Source organism: Streptomyces sp. MMCC 100 (assembly GCF_041538145.2).
In the GTDB taxonomy this organism is placed as follows: domain Bacteria; phylum Actinomycetota; class Actinomycetes; order Streptomycetales; family Streptomycetaceae; genus Streptomyces.
Map to the genome: position 1 here is coordinate 5160078 of NZ_JBGORK020000001.1, position 21335 is coordinate 5181412.

12 protein-coding genes are annotated in these 21335 nt (G+C 72.0%); 6 read left to right on the forward strand and 6 right to left on the reverse strand.

Going from position 1 to position 21335, the window contains the following annotated elements; all coding sequences use genetic code 11:
* Window positions 1-26: 26 nt before the first annotated feature.
* Window positions 27-1343, reverse strand: a complete 1317-nt coding sequence (locus ABS735_RS24090) for an ABC transporter substrate-binding protein (RefSeq protein ID WP_373900487.1) — start codon at window positions 1341-1343, stop codon at window positions 27-29.
* A 178-nt stretch (window positions 1344-1521) separates the two neighbouring features.
* Between ABS735_RS24090 and ABS735_RS24095 the strand changes: the two genes are divergently transcribed.
* Both ABS735_RS24095 and ABS735_RS24100 read left to right on the forward strand, forming a co-directional pair.
* On the forward strand, window positions 1522-2838 hold the full coding sequence (locus ABS735_RS24095) for an ROK family protein (protein ID WP_373900486.1): 1317 nt from the start codon (window positions 1522-1524) through the stop codon (window positions 2836-2838).
* 180 nt (window positions 2839-3018) lie between these two features.
* Window positions 3019-3672 carry a TetR/AcrR family transcriptional regulator gene (locus ABS735_RS24100; RefSeq protein WP_373900485.1) on the forward strand — a complete coding sequence of 218 codons (654 nt, stop codon included), beginning with the start codon at window positions 3019-3021 and terminating at the stop codon, window positions 3670-3672.
* A 13-nt stretch (window positions 3673-3685) separates the two neighbouring features.
* On the opposite strand, the gene ABS735_RS24105 is transcribed toward ABS735_RS24100, so the two are convergent.
* The 4 genes from ABS735_RS24105 to ABS735_RS24120 form a co-directional block, all read right to left on the reverse strand.
* Window positions 3686-4726 (reverse strand): LacI family DNA-binding transcriptional regulator, encoded by a 1041-nt coding sequence (locus ABS735_RS24105; RefSeq protein WP_373900484.1) that lies wholly within the window; start codon window positions 4724-4726, stop codon window positions 3686-3688.
* A 343-nt stretch (window positions 4727-5069) separates the two neighbouring features.
* On the reverse strand, window positions 5070-7562 hold the full coding sequence (locus ABS735_RS24110; protein ID WP_373900483.1) for a glycoside hydrolase family 3 C-terminal domain-containing protein: 2493 nt from the start codon (window positions 7560-7562) through the stop codon (window positions 5070-5072).
* A gap of 34 nt (window positions 7563-7596) precedes the next feature.
* Window positions 7597-9384 (reverse strand): discoidin domain-containing protein, encoded by a 1788-nt coding sequence (locus ABS735_RS24115; protein ID WP_373900482.1) that lies wholly within the window; start codon window positions 9382-9384, stop codon window positions 7597-7599.
* Window positions 9385-9476: 92 nt separating this feature from the next.
* Window positions 9477-10550 carry a DUF1996 domain-containing protein gene (locus tag ABS735_RS24120; RefSeq protein WP_373900480.1) on the reverse strand — a complete coding sequence of 358 codons (1074 nt, stop codon included), beginning with the start codon at window positions 10548-10550 and terminating at the stop codon, window positions 9477-9479.
* A 266-nt stretch (window positions 10551-10816) separates the two neighbouring features.
* Here ABS735_RS24120 and ABS735_RS24125 point away from each other — a divergent pair, with 266 nt between their 5' ends.
* A complete protein-coding gene (locus tag ABS735_RS24125) occupies window positions 10817-12658 on the forward strand; it encodes a coagulation factor 5/8 type domain-containing protein (RefSeq protein WP_373900479.1) in 1842 nt (613 codons plus the stop codon).
* A 54-nt stretch (window positions 12659-12712) separates the two neighbouring features.
* Here ABS735_RS24125 and fusA read toward each other — a convergent pair whose 3' ends face one another.
* Entirely contained in the window at window positions 12713-14788 is a 2076-nt protein-coding gene (fusA, locus tag ABS735_RS24130; RefSeq protein WP_373900478.1) for an elongation factor G, read from the reverse strand.
* A 476-nt stretch (window positions 14789-15264) separates the two neighbouring features.
* Between fusA and ABS735_RS24135 the strand changes: the two genes are divergently transcribed.
* The 3 genes from ABS735_RS24135 (at window position 15265) to fxsT (ending at window position 21266) form a co-directional block, all read left to right on the forward strand.
* Window positions 15265-15573, forward strand: coding sequence for a trypco2 family protein (locus ABS735_RS24135; RefSeq protein WP_373900477.1), 309 nt, complete (start codon window positions 15265-15267; stop codon window positions 15571-15573).
* Window positions 15574-15714: 141 nt separating this feature from the next.
* Window positions 15715-17163, forward strand: coding sequence for a VMAP-C domain-containing protein (locus tag ABS735_RS24140; RefSeq protein WP_373900476.1), 1449 nt, complete (start codon window positions 15715-15717; stop codon window positions 17161-17163).
* A gap of 197 nt (window positions 17164-17360) precedes the next feature.
* Window positions 17361-21266, forward strand: a complete 3906-nt coding sequence (gene fxsT, locus ABS735_RS24145; protein ID WP_373900475.1) for an FxSxx-COOH system tetratricopeptide repeat protein — start codon at window positions 17361-17363, stop codon at window positions 21264-21266.
* Window positions 21267-21335 lie beyond the last annotated feature (69 nt).

Here is a 21335-nt window from a genome sequence, read left to right on the forward strand (position 1 = left end):
GGCTGGATCGAAGGCCAGGGCGGCGCTCACTTGTTGGGCATCTGCTGCTGTGCCTTGGCGAGCTTCTCCTTGACGGACTCGGTGGTCACCTCGCGTCCGTTCGCGGCGTCGGCGAACAGTTCCTTGACGGCGGTGCCGACCGCGGTCTCGAACTGCGACTCGTCGGGCACCTGGGGCAGCGCGGCGGCGCTGGTGGCGAGGGTCTCGCGCAGGACCGCGGTGGCCTGGGTGTTGAACGCCGGGTCGGTCTGGGCGGCCTTGACCGGCGGGATGGAGCCGTAGGCCTTGTTGAGGAGCTTCTGCTCGGCATCGCTGGTCATGAACTTCACGAACTCGGTGGCCCCGTCGACGTTGTCGCTGTTCTTGAAGACGGCCATGTTGATGCCGGCGACCATGGAGTTGGTGGCGGCGTCGGCGCCGGGGGTGCCGGAGGGGACGGGGGCGGGGGCTACGCCCCACTCGTCGTCCTTCATGCCCATGGTCTTGAAGGTCGCGGAGGCGGTCTGCCACAGCACCATCGCGGTCTTGCCCTTGGCGAAGTCGCTGAGGGACTGGTTCTGCGCGTACTCGGCGTTGCCGGGCGCGACGACCTTGTCCTTGGCCATGAGGTCGACGTACTGCTTGACGGCGGCGACGGCGCCGTCGGAGGTGAAGTCGGGCTTGCCGTCGGCGGTGAAGAAGTCGGCGCCGTGCTGCTTGCCGAGGACGAAGACCTGGTGGATGTTGTTGGACAGGTTGGAACCCTCGGCGCCCAGGCCCCACTTGCCGCCCTTGGAGATCTTCTTGCCGGTCTCCACCAGCTCGTCCCAGGTGGCCGGGGGCTTGGTGATGCCGGCGTCGGCGAACATCTGCTTGTTGTAGTAGAGCGCATAGGCCATCGAGTACAGCGGGACCGCGGCGGGGTCCTGGCCCTCGACACCGGTCGAGCCGAGCGCGGAGTCGACGAAGCGGTCCCTGCCGCCGATCTTCTCGAAGTTCTCGGCGTCCCAGGGCAGCAGCGCGCCGGTGGCCTGGAGGGAGGCACTCCAGGTGTTGCCGATGTTGAGGACGTCGGGACCCTGTCCCGAGGTGGTGGCGGTGAGGATCCGGTTCAGCAGGTCGGACCAGGGCACGACCTCCAGCTTCACCTTGATGCCGGTCTCCTTCTCGAACTTGTCCAGTTCGGGCTGGAGGACCTTCTTGTCGACCTCGACGCTGGCGCCCTGGTTGGACGCCCAGTAGGTGAGTTCCTTCGGCGAGTCGTTGGATCCGCCGCCCGAGGAGGAGCCCCCTCCGCAGGCCGTGGCGGCGAGTGCGAGAGACAGGGTGACGGCGCCTACGGCCGCGGCTCGGATGCTGCGCATGGCTCCTGGGTTCCTTCCGGGAGTCGGTCGGTAAGTTTCCCGACGGCGGCCTCGGTTGTTTCCTTCCCGAAGCCCCTCATGGCTTAATTTAGGACGTGAGTTAAACCCCGAGAGAAAGACTCGTCAAGGTCTCACGCACGTTCGAGGGGCGCGTGAGGACGGGAAAGAAAGGGGCCGGATGGCCAGGCACGGCGGGCGCACGGTCCGTGACCTGCGGCGGGAGAGCCGCAGCGCCGTTCTGCAACGGTTGTATTTCGACGGTCCGATGAGCCGGCTCGCGCTGGGCTCCGCGGCGGGCCTGAGTTCGGGATCCGTCAGCAACGTGGTCGCCGAACTGATGGCCGACGGGCTGGTGGAGGAGGCGGGCAGCCTCGGCACGGACGGCGGCCGCCCGCGCACCCTGGTCCGCGTCGCGGCGGACCGGGGACGCCTGGTCGGCGTCGACGTCGGCGAGACCCGCGTACGCGTGGAGCTGTTCGACCTGTCGATGTCCGAACTGGCCCGGACGGAGCGCGTGTTGCCCGGCCACGGTTCGCGCTCGTACGACGTCGGCGTCGTCGCCGGGCACATCCTCGACGGCGTCGCGGAGGTGCTCGCCGCCGACGGCCCCGCACAGGACCCGGGTGAGCTGCTGGGCGTCGGCATCGGTGTCCCCGGCATCGTCGAGCGCACCGCCGACGGCACCCTGGTGCACGGCCAGACCGTCGGCTGGGACGCGGTCCCGCTGGAGGCCCTGCTGCGCGGCTCGGGCCGGCTGCCCGCGCACGTACCGCTGTTCATCGAGAACGGCGCCAGGACGCTCGGGCAGGCCGAGATGTGGTTCGGCGGCGGACGCGGCGCCCGCAACGCCGTGGTCGTGCTCTTCGGCTCCGGGGTCGGCGCGTGCGTCGTCACCGACGAGGTGGAGCAGGGGCGTGCGGTGGAGTGGGGGCATCTGACGGTACGGGTGCGGGGGCGCCGCTGCCGGTGCGGTGCGCGGGGGTGCCTCGAGGCGTACGCCGGCGCGGAGGCGCTGCTCGCGCGGTGGCGGGAGGCGGGCGGTGAGCCGCCGCCCGGCGCCGACGAGGAGGCCGCACTGACCGCCATGCTGTCCGCCGCACGCCCCGGGGACGGGGGCGAACCCGACCCGGTGGCGACGGAGGTACTCGCGGAGACCGCCGAGTACCTGGGCGCCGGGCTGGCCGACCTCGTGAACCTTTTCCAGCCCGAGCGGATCCTGGTGGGCGGCTGGGCCGGGCTCCAACTCGGCCCGGCCTTCCTGGAGTCCGTGCGGGCCCACACGCTGGCCCACTCCCTGCGGCACCCCGCCGGACGGGTGGGCATCGCGCTGGGCCGCCTCGGCCCCGACGCGGTGACGGTGGGCGCCGCGATCCTGCCCCTGGCGGCGTTCTTCGCCCGCGGCGGTCGGCGCGTGCCGGTCGACTCCCCGGCGCCGGCGCCGGCGTGGCGGGCGGCGCTCGGGGGGAGGCTGGCGGGGCAGCGGGGCGGGGGGTGAGGGTGCGAGTGCGGGACGGATGTGGGAGGCGTGTCGTCCGTGAAGGGAGGCGCTCCGCTCGTGCGTGCGGCCCCGCCCCTCGGCGGCACGCGCTCTCGGCGTGCCGGTATGCAGACGTATGCACGCAGCGCGTGCAAAGGGAGGTGCATGGGCTAGGCTGAGCCGGACGAAAGGGGCGAGATGGCAGGCCGAAGGCGTTGGTCGACCGAACAGATCCTGGATGCGGCGGCGGAGCTGCTGCTCACGGGCGACGCCGAGACGTTCAGCGTGCGCAAGCTCGCCGCGGCGCTGGGAACCGACTCCTCCAGCCTCTACCGGCACTTCCGCAACAAGACCGAGCTGATGCGCGCGGTCGCCGACCGTATCCTGCTGTCCGCCATGGACGGCTACCGGCCCGAGGGCGACTGGAAACAGCGCCTCACCGCCGTGGCCCTGCGCCTGCGTGATGCCTTCGGGCAGCAGCCCCAGCTCGCCGCCGTCTGGGGACGTCACGGATCGGGCGGGGCCGGTTCCCGGCTGGTGATGGAGGAGGCGCTGCAGGCCCTGCGCGCCTCGGGCCTGCCCGACGACCGGATCCCGGCGCGCTACCACCGGCTGGTGGTCCTGATCGCCTCGCTGATCACGGCCGAGGGCGGATTCGGCGCCGTCGGCGCCGAGGAGTACGAGCAGGGCATGGAGCAGTTCCGGGTCGCGGTGCTGGGCGCCGATCCCGAACGCTTCCCCGCGCTGGCCCACTTCGCCCGCGAGATCCGCCCGCTGGGGGCGGACCGCCGCGCCGCCTTCGAAGAGATCCTCGCCGCCCACCTCGCCCACATCGAGGCTACGATCCCCTGACGGGTGCTCTCGGCTACGCCGAGTCCCGCACCACCAGCTCCGGGTCGAAGATCACCGACGTGGGTTCGGTGCGCGCCCCCTTGATGTGGTCGTCGAGGAGGCGTGCCATCGTGGCCGCCATCTCCTCCACCGGCTGCCGGACGGTGGTCAGCCGGGGCCGGCAGGTGACAGCCACGCTGGAGTCGTCGAAGCCGACGACCGCCACGTCCTGCGGCACCCGGCGCCCGTGGTCGCGCAGCACCTGGACGGCGCCCTGGGCCATCAGGTCGTTGGCCGTGAACACGCCGTCGGTGTCGGGGTGTTCGGCGAGCAGTGAGGTCATCGCGGCCATACCGCTGTCCACGGTGAAGCCGCCCTCGGCCACCGGTACGTAGGGGTGCCCGTGCCGGGCCAGGGTGTCACGGAAGCCGGCGAGGCGCTCCTGGCTGGCCGCCACCGCCAGCGGGCCCGCGACGGTGGCTATCCGCCGGCAGCCCCGCTCCAGCAGGTGCTCGGCGGCGAGCCGGCCGCCGTCGCGGTGGGCGAGGTCGACGTAGCTGAGCGGCACCGGGCGGCCCGGACGGGCGAACAGCACCGCCGGCAGTCCGGCGCCGGCGAGCAGCGCGGGCAGCGGGTCGTCGGGGTGCGTGGACACCACCAGCGCACCGTCCGCGCCGCCCTGCCTGAGGTACGCCACGACCTCCTGTCGGGCCTCGGGCGTCTCGGCGAACATCAGCACCGGGTGCATCCTGCGCGGCCGGAGGTGACCGACCACGCCGCCGACGACGCGGCCGAAGAACGGGTCGGCGAACACCCGCGTGGCGAACGCGTTCTGTTCCGTGTCCGAGGCGTCGCCCGCGCCCGAGACGACCAGGGCGACGGTCGTCGTGCGCCGGGTGACCAGTTGCCTGGCGGCCTGGTTGGGCGCGTACCCGGTCCGGTCGATGGCCCGCCGGACCAGGTCCTGGATGGCCGGGTCCACGTTGCGGACGCCGTTGACCACCCGCGAGACGGTGGCCCGGGAGACGCCGGCCTCCCGGGCCACGTCCTCCAGGGTCGGGGCCTGTCTGCTCATGCCCGCACCTTAACCGGCGAGGTCCGGAGCGTGGTAGAGCGCTCTCCCCCGCGCTCGCGCGGAAGCCGGGCGCACGACCCGGAGGCGATGGTGCACCTACCCCCGTGCGTACGACGCGTGCACGACCCGGAGGATGTGCGCCCACCCGCGCGCGCCGGACACGTGTACCGCCTGGACTCCTCACGCGACAGACGCGTGCACCACCTCGAGCCCTCAGGCGACGGACCCGCGCACCCCCTGAGCTCCTCACGCGACGGCCCCGGCACCACCTCGACTCCTCACGCGACGGCCCCGGCACCACCTCGACTCCTCACGCGGCGGTCCCGTGCCCCGCATCAAGTCCTCACGCGACAGACCCGTCCACCACCTCCAGGTCCGCGACCAGCGGCACGTCCCCCGCCGACCTCCCGGCCAGCACCCGCCAGCGCCCCGCCTCCGTACGCCAGGCGTGCTCCTGCACCGACCAGTGGCACAGCGCCCGCGCCGGTACCCGCACCGTCGCCGTCACCGTCTCCCCCGGGCGCGCCCGCACCGCCGCGTACCCGGCGAGCCACCGCACGGGACGGTCGAGCCTCGAGACGGGTCGGGCGAGGTAGACCTGCACGACCTCCCGGCCCGCCCGCGCACCGGTGTTGCGCACCCGTACGTGCACGGTGAGGCCGTCCCCCGCCCGGGCCGCCGCCGGGACGGTCAGCTCCTCGTAGGACCAGGTGGTGTAGCCGAGCCCGTGACCGAACCAGTAGGCGGGCGTGCGGTGGTGGCGCAGCCAGCCCCGGTAGCCGAGGTGCAGGCCTTCGTCGTAGTCGAGGCGGCCACCGGCCGGGCGGGTGCGGGTGACCGGGGCGTCGGCGAGGGCGGCCGGCCAGGTGGTGGGCAGCCGTCCGCCCGGCTCGGCGCGGCCGAAGAGCACGTCGGCGAGTCCCTCGCCGCCCGCCTGCCCGGGGAACCAGGCCAGCAGCACCGCGCCCGTCTCCTCGCGCCAGGGCAGTTCCACCGGACCGCCGCTGTTGACGACGGCGACGGTGCGCGGGTTGGCGGCCGCAACGGCGCGGACCAGCGCGTCCTGGGTGGCGCCGAGCGCCAGGCTCGTACGGTCGTAGCCCTCCGACTCCCCGTGCTCGGTGGTGCCGACGACCACGATCGCCGCGTCCGCCGCACCCGCCGCGCGGGCGGCCTCGGAAAGCGACGCGGCGACGTCCGGAGCCGGCGGGGCGGCGACGACGACGGTCGCCCGGCCGGTTCCGGGCGCCAGCTCGCGGCGGGCCACCAGCAGGGCGTCCTGACCGATGGCGAGGTCGGCGGTGGCGTACTGGGCGGGCGGGTTGACGTGCACCACCGCCGGGTCGTCGGTGAGTGGCGGGAAGTCGCCCGCCAGGAGGGTGCGTCCGTCCAGGGTGAGGCTCATCCGGCCGAAGCCGGCCACGCCCAGGGTCCAGCGGCCCGCGGTGCGGGGACGCAGCCGGGCGCCGATCTCGACGGTGTGCGCGCCCGGTACCAGGCGGGGCTCGAGCAGCCGCCCGCCCCTGCGGCGTTCGGCGTACAGCTCGCGGCCGTCCGCGTCGAGCATCCGCAGCAGGACGCCGGGCAGGCCGGAGCGCGGGTCGGTGCAGGAGTCCTGGCCCAGTGGGGGTGCGGGGCCGTCCGGCCGGGGGCCCGGGACGTGGACGACACGTGCCCGGCCGCGGAGCCCGGCCCGGATGCCGTCCAGGACGGACACCTCGTCGTGCGGGAAGACGCCCGCGCTGCCGCCGCCCTGGGTCCGGGTCCGCGCGGCGTGCGTACCGATCACGGCGACCGTCCCGAGGCGCTCGGGGTCGAGCGGCAGGACTTCCCGGTTGGCCAGCAGGACGGTGCCGGCGGCGACGGCGCGGCGGGCCGGCGCCCGCCCCTCGCGGGTGCGGGACGGAGCCGGGACCGACGGGTGTTCGGCACCTCGCGACGCGCCCTTCGCGGGCGGGCGGGGCGAGTCGTGCCCGCCCAGCGCGCCCAGCCGTGCCGCGAGCCGCAGCAACCGCCGCGCCTTGTCGTCGACGGCTGCCTCGGGCACGTCGCCGTCGGCCACCGCCCGTGCCAGCGCCTCGCCCCAGGGGCCGTCGGGGCCCGGCATGGCGAGGTCGAGACCGGCGCGGGCCGTGTCGACGGTGCCGCGCACGGCTCCCCAGTCGGAGACGACGACCCCGTCGAAGCCCCACTCGCTCTTCAGCGGGTCGGTGAGCAGGGCGTTCGCGGTCATGGTGGTGCCGTTGACCGCGTTGTACCCCGCCATGACGAGCCGGACCCCGGCCGCCACCGCCGTCTCGAAGGGCGCGAGGTAGACCTCCCGAAGCGCCCGTTCGCCCACCCGCACGTCGACGGTGAGGCGGTCGGTCTCGGAGTCGTTGGCCACGTAGTGCTTGGCGGTGGCGGCCACGCCGTGGGCCTGGATCCCGCGGACGAGCGCGGCGCCGATGCGGCCGGTCAGCTCGGGGTCCTCGGAGAGGCACTCGAAGTGCCGGCCGCCCAGCGGGCTGCGGTGCAGGTTGAGGGTGGGGGCGAGGAGGACGTCCACGCCCTTGCGCCGGGCCTCGGCGGCGAGCAGGCCGCCCAGGCGTTCGACCAGTTCCTCGTCCCAGGTGGCGGCGAGCGCCGAGGCCGAGGGGATCAGGACGGAGGTGTTCCGCTCGTCCCAGGCCTCGCCCCGTACGCCCGCCGGGCCGTCCGACATCACCAACTCCCGCAGGCCCACGGCCGGTTCCGCCATCGTGCGCCAGGTCGTGGCACCGGTCAGCAGCAGTGCGCGGGCTCGCGGTGTCAGTTTGCCGAGCAGCCGGTCGATCTCTTCGTCACTCGTCCCCACCCGGATGTCCCCCCTTCCTGTCTCGTACGCGACGTCAGCTGTAGACGCCGAACTCGTACAGCGAGTAGCCGTAACCCGTGCCGCGCGCGGTGCCGTTGACGCGTACGTAGCGGCCGGTGCCGGTCACGTCGAGGGTGTCGACGCCGCCGTTGCCGTCCGTCACGGTGGACACCGTCTGCCAGTTCTGTCCGTCGTCGGAGGTCTGGACGGTGTAGGCCTTGGCGTAGGAGGCCTCCCAGAACAGCTGGACGTGCCGGAACGTGGTGCGGGTGCCGAGGTCCACCTGGACCCACTGCGGGTCGCTCCAGTCGCTGGCCCACCGGGTGTCCGGGTTCCCGTCCACGGCGTTGGCGGCGGTGCAGGGGCAGTCCCCGTAGCTGGGCTGGAAGGAGGACGCGGTGGCCGGTTTGCCGAGGGCGACGTCGGTGCCGTCCACGGCGGGCGGCACGACCCGCGCCGAGAGGGTCTCGACGCCGACGTTGCCCTTGCCGTCGGTGGCCTTGACGTACAGCTTCCAGACGCCGGGCCGGTCGGGGGCGGTGACCTTGAGGCGTCCGCCGCCGAGGTCGGTGAAGGGCAGCGGGGTCAGCTGCTTGCTCTGGTCGATGTAGTTGCTGTTGGCCAGCACCTCGTACGCGATCGGGTCGCCGTCCGGGTCGGTGGCGCGCACGGTGAGGACCAGGTCCTTGTCGGCCTGCACCTTGCCGGCATCGCCCTCGACGCCGAAGCCGGAGACGACGGGCGGGGTGTTGTCGCGCGAGGTGTCGCCGCCGTAGGCCCGCTTCACGGCGTAGTACGACAGCCGCTTCTGCCCGGCCGGGAGCAGGTTGAACCAGATGCCGCCGAAGTCGTACTCGGTGCCGTAGTGGAACAGGGTCGCGCCCAGGGCGACGCCCCGGTGCCCGGTGACGCAGTTCCAGGCGTCGGTGTAACCCTGTGCCTTGGCCTGGTCGGTGGGTTCCTCCGGTACGCCGTTGGCGTCGTCCGGCACCTCCCACTCGCCGGCCGGTCCGGACTCGGTGACGATGTACGGCTTGGTGTAGCCGCCCTGTTCCCACGCGGAGCGCACATCGCACACGGCGTCGTAGGAGTTGACGGCGTACAGGTCCAGGTCGGGGGCGTTCTTCTGGTAGTAGGGCCAGGCGCCGACCCAGGCGTCGGTGGAGGTGACCGGGTGGTTCGGGTCGACGGCGTGGATCTTCTTGGCGACATCGTTGACGAAGGTGGTGTAGGCGTCGCGCTGGCGCTCCAGCTCGTCGCCGCTGTAGCAGTTCTGCAGGCCGAGCACCGACTCGTTGCCGACGTTCCACATCAGCACGCCCGGGTGGTCCTTGTACTCCTGGACCCAGCGCGGGAACTCGGCGAGCATCTGGTCCTTGTACGCGGTGTCGGTCAGGTAGTCGACGCAGCCGCCGCTGCCCGGACCGCCGCCGGGCTGGAGCCAGAAGCCGGCGATGACCTTGACGCCGTGGGCGGCGGCGGAGTCGAGCAGCGGGCGGCTGCTCGCGTCGGTGCCCCAGGTGCGGATGGTGTTGACGCCCATGGATTCCAGGTCGGGCAGGTACCGGTCCGCGTCGGCGGGGGACGGGCCCCAGGTCAGCCCCTTGACCGTGTACGGGCTGCCGTCCACGGTCAGTTGCCAGTCGCCCTGGCTTCCGGTGACCGTCACGACGCTGCCGGCGGCGTGCGCCTGCGTCGCGGGCAGGGCGGTGAGGGCGCCGACGGTGAGCAGGCCGGCGGTCAGGGGGGCGGTGAGTCTGCGGGTAGCGGTGAGTCTGCGGGTAGCGGTGAGTCTGCGGGTGGGGGTGTGGGGTCGGCTCATGGGGGTGTCTCTCCGGTCTGCGGGTATGGGGGGGGCGGCCCGGCCGCGGCGGGGACGTGGACGGCCGGGCCGGTCTGATGGGGACGGCCGGGTCAGGGCAGTTCGTAGTCCTCGTTCAGTGCGGCGCCGGCCTCCGGGTGGGTCTGGTCGTAACCGCGCGCGTCGCACTGCAGCCCGCCGACGATGCAGTGGCCGACCATGGCGGCGAGGGTCGGCTCGTCCCAGGCGTTGAAGAAGTCGTAGTGGAACGAGTAGCTCGCACCACTGGCCAGCCGCACTTGGGAGAGATCGCCGTTGACCGGGAAGGCCATCTTGAACTCGATCATCGGCAGGGCGACCGGGTGGTCGGCCGGGCAGATGTTGTTGTTTGTCCCGGGGTTGACCACCGGATACGCCATGTGGCTCTTGTGGTCCGGTGTGTCCAGGTTCTTGCCGTCCCAGCAACTGGGCGCCTGGAAGCGGATGTTGACCTGGACGTCCTGCCGCTCCGGGCAGTCGGTCGGGAAGTCGACGTTGAAGAAGCTGTCGCCGCACTCCCAGCCCTCGACGAAGCCCGGGTGGTCGCGGAATTCCTGGGCGCTCTGCATCGGGTCGGCGACGACGTAGCGCAGCCCCTTCGGGAAGGGCCGCACGCTGGTGTAGTCGGTGACGCCGGCCTTGTAGTAGATGGTCTGCGGGCCGACCGGGAGCACGGGGCGGTCGCCGTCGTACATCGTCGGCATCCAGTAGCCCGAGCGGTCACCGGGTGCGAGACAGGTGGTGGACCCCGCGTCGAGCGAGGCCGTGGTGCTGTTCGCGTCGGTCGTCGTGTTGCCCATGAACGTGTGGTCGTGCGACTTGCCGGGCTGCTGCGGGAAGACGATCGGGTCGTCGGGTGCCGTGTGGCTGACCGCGCAGTTGGCCTGGAACTCGTGGAAGTAGCGGTGCGGCGGCTCCTTCGTGGACGGGGTGACGCCGGTGACCGGCGGGTTCGCGGGGATGTAGCCGTCGCCGTCCGGGTCCTCGGGCGAGGCGGCGGTCGAGACCGCCATGGTGTGCCCGGCGTGCGCGGCCGGGGCGGGCGCCGGGGTGTCCGCGTTGGCGGCGACCGTGCCGATGCCGATCGAAGTGAGCAGTAAGGCGCTCGCGACGAGGGTGCCGGACAGAACTTTCGATCTCCGTGGCATGGAGACCTCCTGAGAAGGTCGGGGAAATTCTCGGAGAGCGCTCTCCCAAGTCGGAGTGTTGAGGGCACGGGGGAGGGTGTCAAGGGATTCGACGGACTGAGCGACGGACGCACCAACGAGACTTGCGCCCCCACTTGTTGAACACAGCACACAAGAAACGGTCGCAACTCTTGACGTGTCCGTGCCGACCGATGAAGCATGCACTCCCAGAGAGCGCTCCCCCACCTCCATTGCGTTCACTTCCCGAACAAGGAGAGCCGCCCCACATGCCCTCTTCCCCCACGCACTCCCCCACGCCCGAACCCTCCGGGGTGCGGCGCCGCAGCCTCCTCGGAGCGGCCGCGGCGGCGCCCGTGCTGGCCTCACTGGCCGGCGCTGGATCCGCCACCGCCACCGCCACCACCCCCACCGCCTCCGCCTCCGCCGCGACGGCCGCCGACTCCCCCGACGGCCCCCGCGCCCTGCCCGGCGGCGGTGACCTCGGGCCGAACGTCATCGTCTTCGACCCGTCCACGGCGAACATCCAGGGCCGACTGGACGAGATCTTCAAGCAGCAGGAGTCGGCCCAGTTCGGCACCGGCCGCTACGCGCTGCTGTTCAAGCCCGGCACCTACAACGGCCTCAACGCCCAGCTCGGCTTCTACACCTCCATCGCGGGCCTCGGCCTCTCCCCCGACGACACCACCATCAACGGCGACGTCACGGTCGACGCCGGCTGGTTCGACGGCAACGCCACGCAGAACTTCTGGCGTTCGGCGGAGAACCTCGCCCTGGTCCCGGTCAGCGGCACCAACCGCTGGGCGGTCTCGCAGGCGGCGCCCTTCCGGCGCATGCACGTGCGCGGCGGCCTCAACCTCGCCCCCGACGGCTACGGCTGGGCCAGCGGCGGCTACATCGCCGACAGCCGGATCGACGGCGAGGTCGGCCCGTACTCGCAGCAGCAGTGGTACACCCGGGACAGCTCAGTCGGCGGCTGGCTCAACGCCGTGTGGAACATGGTGTTCTCCGGTGTCGAGGGCGCGCCCGCGCAGAGTTTCCCCGAGCCGCCGTACACCACGCTGGAGACGACACCCGTCTCCCGGGAGAAGCCGTTCCTGTACCTCGACGGCGACGAGTACCGCGTCTTCCTGCCGGAGAAGCGCACCGACGCCCGAGGCGTCTCCTGGGGCAACGGCACCCCGCGCGGCACCTCGCTCCCGCTGTCCCAGTTCTACGTCGCCAAGCCCGGCGACCCGGCGGCCACCCTCAACCAGGCACTGGAGGAGGGCCTGCACCTGCTGCTGACGCCGGGGGTCTACCACCTCGACCGGACCGTGGACGTGAACCGCGCGGGCACGGTCGTCCTGGGCCTCGGCTACGCCACGCTCATCCCCGACAACGGCGTCACCGCGCTGAAGGTCGCCGACGTGGACGGCGTGCGACTGGCCGGATTCCTCGTGGACGCCGGCCCGGTCAACTCCGCGACCCTGCTGGAGGTCGGGCCCGAGGGGGCGTCCGCGGACCACTCGGCCAACCCGGTCACCGTGCAGGACGTGTTCGTCCGGATCGGCGGGGCGGGCCCCGGCAAGGCGACCACCAGCATGGTGATCAACAGCCGGCACACCATCGTCGACCACACCTGGGTGTGGCGCGCCGACCACGGCGACGGCGTCGGCTGGGACACCAACCGCGCCGACTACGGCGTGGTGGTGAACGGCGACGACGTACTGATCACCGGCCTGTTCGTCGAGCACTTCAACAAGTACGACGTCCAGTGGAACGGCGAGCGCGGCCGCACGATCTTCTTCCAGAACGAGAAGGCGTACGACGCTCCCGACCAGGCCGCGATCCAGAACGGCTCGATCAAGGGATACGCCGCCTACAAGGTCGGGGACGACGTCACCGAGCACGAGGGCTGGGGCCTGGGCAGCTACTGCTACTACAACGTGAACCCGTCCATCGTGCAGCACCACGGCTTCGCGGCGCCGAACCGGTCCGGGGTGCGCTTCCACGGGTTGCTCGTGGTGTCGCTGGGCGGCCAGGGACAGTACGAATGCGTCATCAACGACACGGGTTCGCCCACGTCGGGGACGGACACCGTGCCGTCGAAGGTGGTGCAGTACCCCTGAGAGACGGGGATGCGGGATGCCCCCGCCCGCATGGAGCGGGGGCATCCCCGGCCGCTACCGGGTCTGCGCCGCGGCCGTCGGCGCCGGTGCGTAGCCGGTGGGCCGGGCGGTGAAGGTGCCGCGGCCCTGGGTGCGGCTGCGCAGCCGGGTGGCGTAGCCGAACAGCTCGGCCAGCGGCACGGTGGCGGTGACCACCGCCGCGCCGCCCCGCGTGGCGGAGCCGGTGACCCGGCCGCGGCGCGCGGCGAGGTCACCGAGCACGCCGCCGACCGCGTCCTCGGGCACGGTGACCGTGACGTCCACGACCGGTTCGAGCAGGACCATCGCCGAGGCGCGCAGGGCGTCGCGGAGACCGAACCGGCCGGCGGTGCGGAAGGCCGTGTCCGAGGAGTCCTTCACATGGGTCTGGCCGTCGGTGAGCGTGACCCTGAGGCCGGTCACCGGGTGCCCGCCGAGCGGACCCTCGGCGAGGGCGTCCCGGCAGCCCGCCTCGACGGCCCGGACGTACTCCTGCGGTACGCGTCCGCCGACGACCGTGGAACGGAACACGAAACCGCCTCCGCCTTCCGTGTCCTCCTCCCACGGCTCCACGTCGAGCACGACGTGTGCGAACTGCCCGGCGCCGCCGTCCTGTTTGACGTGCCGGTGGACGAAGCCGGTCACTCCTTCGCCGACCGTCTCCCGGTACGCCACACCGGGACGGCCGACCGCGACCTCCAGTCCGTGCTCGCGCCGGACGCGCTCCGTCGCGACCTCCAGGTGCAGTTCGCCCATGCCCGACAGCACGGTCTGCCCGGTCTCCGGGTCGGTCCGCACGGTCAGTGAGGGGTCCTCCTCGGTCAGCCGGGCGAGCGCGGAGGCCAGCCGGTCGGTGTCGGTGGAGCGCTTGGCCTCCACGGCCACGTGCACGACCGGTTCGGCCACGCCCGGGGGTTCCAGGAGGAGTGGGGCGTCCGGCGCGCACAGGGTCGAGCCGGCGCGGGCCGACTTCAGCCCGACCACGGCGACGATGTCCCCGGCGACCGCCCGCTCCAGCGGGTCGTGCCGGTCGGCCCGTACCCGCAGGATGCGGCCGATGCGCTCGGTGCGGCGCGTGCCCGAGTCCCACACGGTGGCTCCCTTCTCGATCGTGCCCGAGTACACCCTCAGGTACGTCAGCCGTCCCGTCGGGGTGGCGTTCACCTTGAACGCCAGTGCCGCCATCGGTGCCGCCGGGTCGGCGGGCCGTTCCTGCTCCGTGCCGTCGTGGGTGCCGTGCACCGGGGGTACGTCCAGCGGCGAGGGCAGGTACGCCACCACGGCGTCCAGCAGCGGTTCGACGCCGCGGTTGCGGTAGGCCGAGCCGCACAGCACCACCACGCCGTCGCCGGTGTGCGTCAGGTCGCGCAGGGCGGCGGCGAGGGTGTCCGCGGTGAGTGCCTCCCGGTCGCAGAACTCCTCCAGTGCGGCCGGGTGACGTTCCGCCACCTGCTCCTCCAGCAGCCGTCGCCTGCGTACGGCCTCCTCGTGCAGGGCGTCGGGCACGGGCCTCTCCTCGGCCGTGTCCGCGCCGTCGGCCCACACGAGGGCGCGCATGCGCGGCAGGTCGACGACGCCGGTGAAGCCGTCCTCCGTGCCGATGGGCAGCTGAACGACCAGGGGTACGGGGTGCAGCCGCTCCCGGATCGAGGCGACGGCGGTGTCGAGGTCGGCGCCCGCCCGGTCCATCTTGTTGACGAACGCGATCCTGGGCACGTCGTGCCGGTCGGCCTGCCGCCACACGGACTCGCTCTGCGGCTCCACTCCCGCGACCGCGTCGAACACGGCGACCGCGCCGTCCAGCACGCGCAGCGAGCGCTCGACCTCGTCGGCGAAGTCGACGTGTCCCGGGGTGTCGATGAGGTTGATCCGGTGGCCGTGCCACGAGCAGCTGACGGCCGCGGCGAAGATGGTGATGCCGCGGTCGCGTTCCTGCGGGTCGAAGTCGGTGACGGTGGTGCCGTCGTGGACCTCGCCGCGCTTGTGGGTGGTACCGGTGGTGTAGAGGATCCGCTCGGTGACGGTGGTCTTGCCGGCGTCGACGTGGGCGAGGATGCCCAGGTTGCGGACGGTGGTGAGCGGGTTGGTGCGGGTGTTGGTGTGGGTGCGCACGGCCTGTGGCCTTTCGGATGATCCGGAGTGGGTCGGCGCGATTTCCCCCGCACACGACAGCACACTCCCCTGCCGAACAGGGGTACGAGCGTCACATGTGTGTCGGGGTCACCGGTGCCGGCCGCGCAGCGGGCACCGGACGGCCGAAGACACGAGGATCACCTCGAAGCGAGAGCCGCAGCGGGGGACGACGAACTCGATGCGTTCGCGCACGGCCCGGCCCCCCTCACGTGTCGGCATGGCGCACCGCGACGGCCGTGGCGGCGCGCGGTCTCGAGCCAGTGTAGGGAGGGCGACGGGGGCGGAGCACGGCATTTTCGGCTGCGCGCGGCCGACGCCGTCTCCGGCACGGACGAGCCGCGCGCTGCTCGTGGCCCGGGACCCGTTCATCCCTACGGAGCTTTCTCCACAAGAGTGGTCCGTCGCACCCCCGTCGGTCGGTAAGATCGCCACGCACGATCGTCACGGGAGGATCCATGATTGAACTGGCGGACATGGTGCGGGAGTTGAGGGACCAGCTCAACTCGGCACTGACCGTGGCCGGCCCCGGCCCGGTCCGCTTCGAACTGGGGCCCGTGGAGATCGAGGCGACCGTCGCGATAGACCGGACCGGCGGCGCCGGCGGCAAGGTGAACTTCTGGGTGGTCGAGGCCGGCACGGACGCGTCCGTCACGTCCTCCCGAACGCATCGCGTCACGCTCACGCTGCAGCCCACGCTGGTGGCGCCCGACGGCACCCGCCGCCACGTGCTGGTCTCCGACGACGAGGCGGACGGCGAGCGTTGACAATTCCGCCTTGTTCGCGCCGCTGACGCAGTGGGAAGGCTAGTCGTACGCTGTCCGGACCGGGCGCGGACGTACTCGATGACGGTTGGGGGAGGTCACGAGGTGGAGGGGCGCAGCGCCGCACGTGTTCGAAACGAACTCATGGCCGAGATGGCGGGCGTCCTGGCGGCGACGGAGACGATACGCCGGCAGACCGGCTCCGACATGCTGGCCCAGGACCTCTCCGCGGAACTCCGGCTGACCGTCGACCCCCGACAGGACCAGCCGCTCGTCCTGTGGTCACGGCAATTGGTCAAGAAGTGCGCCGAGACCGACGAAGGACTGCAGACGTTGGCCCGCTGCCTGGGTTACGCCGAGCAGGGCTCGGTGAGCATGCTCGCCCTGTGGCGTCTGGTGGACGAGTGGGAGGCCACGTCCTTCTTCAAGGACACCGACCTGCGCCCGCTGCGCCCGCTGTTGCACGAGTTGCGGTCCGCCTCTCTCCTGACGACCCTCGCGCGCCGGGCCAGTCACTCCCGCACCCAGGAGCTCGAGGAGTGGTGCAGCACGGGCTGGGAGGTCTTCCTGCGCCTGGCGGGCGACAACACCGCCGCCGACGAACTGCCTCCGTCCATGGCGTTCCTGTCGCTCGCCGCCGAGCACCTGGTGAAGGAGGGCCGTACGGAGGAGGCGGAGCACTTACGCCGCTGGAACCGCAAGCAGGCCCAGCTCCGCGGGCTGGCGGAGGAAATGGCCGACTGGCAGCAGGGCGAGTCCGCCCCGCCCGGCGAACCCTCGCTCCACCCCGCGTACCTGCTGATCCAGTTCGAACCGGACGGCGTGGACCCCGACCACTTCTGGATGTCGCACTGGCGCCAGTCCGACGCCGACGGCTGGCATCCCATCCCCGGTGAGACGGTCAAGCGACACCGGAACGATCTTCCGGCCGCCACGGACCGCCTGATCGAACAGGCCGAGGAGCGCTGGTCCGATCTGCGGCAACCGGTGGTGATCGAGTTCATCCTGCCGTGGGAACTGCTCGCGGAGCCCGTGGAGTGGTGGCACAAGGAGGCCGACGCAGCCGTGCCCACACCCCTGGTCATGGACTACACCGTCGTGCTGCGCAGTTTCGAGCGTCTGCGCAAGGCCGCCTGGCACCGGCCGTGGAACAACCGCTGGCGGCAGTTGAAGGACAGGCCCGCCGAGAGCAGGTCGCACTGGAGCCCGCCGGACCAGTCCGCGTTCCACCTCGAACGGGAGCTCAAGGACGATCAGCAGATCGTCTGCCTCGTCCTCAGCGGGCCGCCCGGCACCGAATCGTCCCGCTCCCAGCAGGAATTCGTGGCGGCACTGCGGGCCGGCATCCCGGCCCTTCTGTGGGACCGTGGCGAATCCGGGACCGCCTTCCGGGAGGCGGCCGCGGACATCTTGCAGGAACGTGGTCTGGCGGGCGTTCTCGAGCGCACCCGCCGATGGCGCGACCGGGCGCTGGCACTGGGGCCCGAAGGCTGGCACGGGCATGTCGGCCACCATCTGGCCCTGCTGCTGGACGACCCGGAACGCCTGCCCGGCCCATCGGTACCGGGCGGCGGTTCCGACCGTGCCGGATAAGACAGTGAACGCGGACGGGGGCAGAAGGGAGCGCACTGACGTGATGACAAGTGCGTCGGCCGGGGAGCTGGGCCACCCCCGCGGTCCGCGGGTGGGCCGGCCCCCGGACAGGGCTGCCCCCAGGGCCCGAACCGGAACTGAAGCGGGAGGCCCACCGCCCCCGTCCCCGCACCGACAGCGAATCCGTGGGCGTGATCATGGCCAGTGACAGTGACCGGCACGAGCGGCCGCGGCCCGAGCCGGACGTGGCGCGTCTCTGGCGTGACTGGCGCCCCGAGGACGACGGGTCACCCAGGGAAGCGACGCTCGTCGTCGACTCGCATGTGACGATGCGGATCTGGGACGAGGTCGTCGAGAACCTGTCCGCAGCCCTGGCCGAAAGCTTCGCCACCGTCCGGGTACTCCCCCTGCGCGGCACCGACGAAGCGCTCCCGGCCCGGATCCGCACGGAACACCCGCTCGAGGAGCCCACGACCGGTACGCGCCGCGTGGTTCTGGTGGTCACGGACGCCCTGGCGGCCGGCTGGCATCTCGGCACAGTGCAGCCCCTGCTGCGACAGTGGGCACAGTCCTGGCCCGTCGCCGTGGTCGACCCACTGCCGCCCCACGTCTGGTTCCGGACCGGCCTCGACGTGCTGCACGCCCGGGTCGCGGCGCCCCGCCCGTGGGCGGCCAACGCCGGCTGGGCCTGGCGGGAGCGGGAACTTCCCGTCTCGTCGCAGGGTGCGGCCAACGCGTCCCGCCCGGTCCACACCGACGACGAAGAGAGCCCGGTCGCGGTACCCGTCCTGTCGCTCACTCACCACGGGGCGCGTGCCTTCTCCGCCCTGCTGACCGGGACGCCGACGCAACCGCTGGACCTCCCCGTGACCCGGGCCCACACCTGGAAGGGGCGGCCGGACGCGGCCCGTGTCTTCCCGTGGGCCGCCGAGTTCCCCGCCGCAGACGGCCCACCGTCCGCCGCGGACCGGGTGTTCGATTTCCGTGCCGCGGCCTCCCCCGTCGCCTTCCGCCTGGGTACCCGGCTCGCGGCGGCACCCCTCAGCCTGCCGGTCATCCGCCGGCTGATCCGGTCGACGCCCGGGGCCGGGCCTGTTCACGCGTCCGAGTTCTTCATGAGCGGCCTGGTCCGCCCCACCGGTGTGCACGCCGACGCCCCGGGGGCCGTGGTCTACGACTTCCTCCCCGACGTCCGCGAGGAACTGCTCGCCCAGGGGCGGCGCAGCGCAACCATCCGCACCCTGCACGACGTCCGCGAGGTACTGGCCTCGGCACCGGCCACCGCGACGCTCCTGCCACCGCCCGACGAGGCGTCGCACAAGCCGTCGACACCGCATGTGACGCACAAGAACGCCCCGTTCCTCCGAGTGGAACTGATGGCGCTGGACGCATTGTCCGGTTCACACCTTCAGCGCGCCAAATTGTTGCGTCACGCCCTGAAATGGCACGATCAGCGGTATGCAGTGCCGCTGGCCAAGGTCCCGCCCGCCGAAGCCCCCCTGACACCGTCCGACGATTCCGGCGCTAGCGAAGGAGCCACCCCGATGTCCACCACACCCCAGCGCACGTTGGAGGGAGAGCGCGCCGTTCAGCCACGCGTCTGGGGGAACCTGCCGCCGCGAAACCAGAACTTCACAGGCCGGAGCGAACTGCTGGACCTGCTCGGCCAGCGGCTGCGGGAGGGCACGACCACGGTGCTCCCCGAGGCGATCCACGGCATGGGCGGCGTCGGCAAGACCCAGCTGGCGATCGAGTACGCCTACCGGCACCAGTCGGAGTACGACATCGTGTGGTGGATCCCGTCGGAGCGGCCCGGACAGATCGGCCAGTCCCTGGTGGAGCTGGCCAAGCGCCTGCGGCTGGTGACCACCTCCGAGGCCAACATCGCCGGTCCGGCCGTCCGGGAGGCACTGCGCGAGGGGCGCCCCTACTCCCGGTGGCTGCTGATCTTCGACAACGCGGACAGCCCGGAGCAGGTACGGCCCTACTTCCCGACCGGGGGCACCGGCACGATCCTGGTCACGTCCCGCAACCGCCGCTGGGGCCTGATCGGCGGGTCCTTGGAAGTGGACGTGTTCACCCGTGAGGAGAGCAAGGACCTGCTCCGCGGTTCGGGACCGGAACTCGCGGACGAGGAGGCCGAGGCGCTGGCGGAGGCGCTGGGCGACCTGCCGCTGGCCCTGGTCCAGGCTGCCGCCTGGCGAGCGGAGACCGGCATGCCCGCCTCCGAGTACCTGCGCCTCTTCGAAAGCAAGCAGAACGAACTTCTCGAGACCGCGCCGCCACCGGACTACCAACTGCCCGTCGCGGCCGCCTGGAACGTCTCCCTCGACCATCTGGAGACCCGCAGCCCTGCCGCCCTGCGACTGCTGCAGCTGTGCTCCTACTTCGCTCCCGACCCGATCTCGAGGCAAATCCTGTCCGGCCCGGGGTACAACACCATCTTCCCCGAACTGGACGCGGCTCTGAACGACCCGATGAAGCTCGCTCGCGCGATAAGGGAGATCAACCGCTACTCGCTCGCCCGAATCGACCATCGAACGAACTCCATCGAGATGCACCGGTTGGTCCAGCACGTGTTGATCAACCGTATGAGCCCAGAGGAGCAGAACCGCATGCGTGAAGGCGCCCACGCCCTGATGGCGGCCGCGGATCCGAGGACGCCGACCGATCCGGAGAGCTGGCCTCGCTATGCGGAGCTCTACACCCACGTGATCGCCTCCGACGCCGTCGCCTCCGACCAGCCCTGGATGCGCCAGCTGGTGATGAACATCGCCAAGTACCTCTACTACTGGGGGGACCACGAGGTCTCGCTGGACTTCTCCCGGACCGCCTGGAACGCCTGGGTCGAGCGCTTCGGCGAGGAGGACGTCCAGACCCTTCTGATGGGGCGGTGGCTGGTCTTCGTCTACCTGATGGTCGGCCGGTACACCGACGCCTCCACTCTGGTGGAGCACATCAGAAGCGTCCACGAACGCGTCTCCTCGCCCGACAGCGAGGAGGCGCTGGACGCGGCCCAGATGGAAGCCGCCGTACGGCGCGCGCAGGGACGCTTCCTGGAGGGCGCCGAACTGGACCGGCTCGTCCACGACCGGGCGCACCGGGCCTTCGGCGACGACGACCCTGCCAGCCTGAACATGGCTCACAACCTGGGCGTGAGTCTGCGTCTGTCGGGACAGTTCCAGGAGGCGCTGCAACTCGACCGGAAGACCTGGCACTTGAAGCTGCGCCTGTTCGGGCGCGACGACCAGCGGAGTCTCATCACGGAGAACTCGATCGCGATCGATGTGCGCGAGTCGGGCGACTACGTCGGAGCACTACGGCTTCAGGAAGCGGCGCTGGAAGCGTTCCGGGACGTCTTCGGCAACGACAACCCGGCCACGATCAGCACCGAACGGGAACTGGGCATCGCGTGCCGCAAGGCCGGCAACCACGCGCGCGCGCTGGAACTGGCCATCAAGTCCCACGAGGCGTTCACCCGGCGCTACGGAGACACCCATCCGCAGTCCTTGGCCACCGCTCTGCCTCTCGCCATCGCGCTGCGCCAGAACGGCGACCTCGAGGCGGCGCGGGCCCGCGGCGCCCAGGCCTGTGCCGGCTACCGCAAGGTCTTCCACCCTCAGCACCCGTACACGCTGGCGGCGGATGTCGGCCTCGCGGTGTCCGAGCGGCTGCTCGGGCGGCCCGCGGAGGCCCGGGGCCTGGACGACGCGGCTCTCGCCGGGCTGTCCGACGCCCTCGGGCCGGACCACCCGTTCACGCTGGTGGCGGCCGTGAACCTGGCCAGTGACCTGTCCGCACTCGGGGAACTCGACGCCGCGGTCCGCACCGGACGCGACGCGCTGGCGCGGTGCAAGCAGACCTTCGGTCCCGATCACCCGACCACCCTGGCCTGCGCCGCGAACCTCTCGCTCGACCTGGCGGCCGTAGGGCAGGAGGGCGAGGGAGAGACGTTGCAGTCCGACACGCTGGAGCGTATGGGCCGGGTGCTGGGCACCCAGACCCAGCCCGCCGGCCAGGAGGAGCCCGTGCCCCACCCTGCGACCGTCGCCTTCATGAACGGCATGCGGGCCAACTGCGACATCGACCCCATGCCGTTGTGAGAGTCCGCCCGCGTACGTCGTGAGGTACCGGCGCGGGACGGCCGCGAGGGCGGGCTGCCCTCGCGGCCT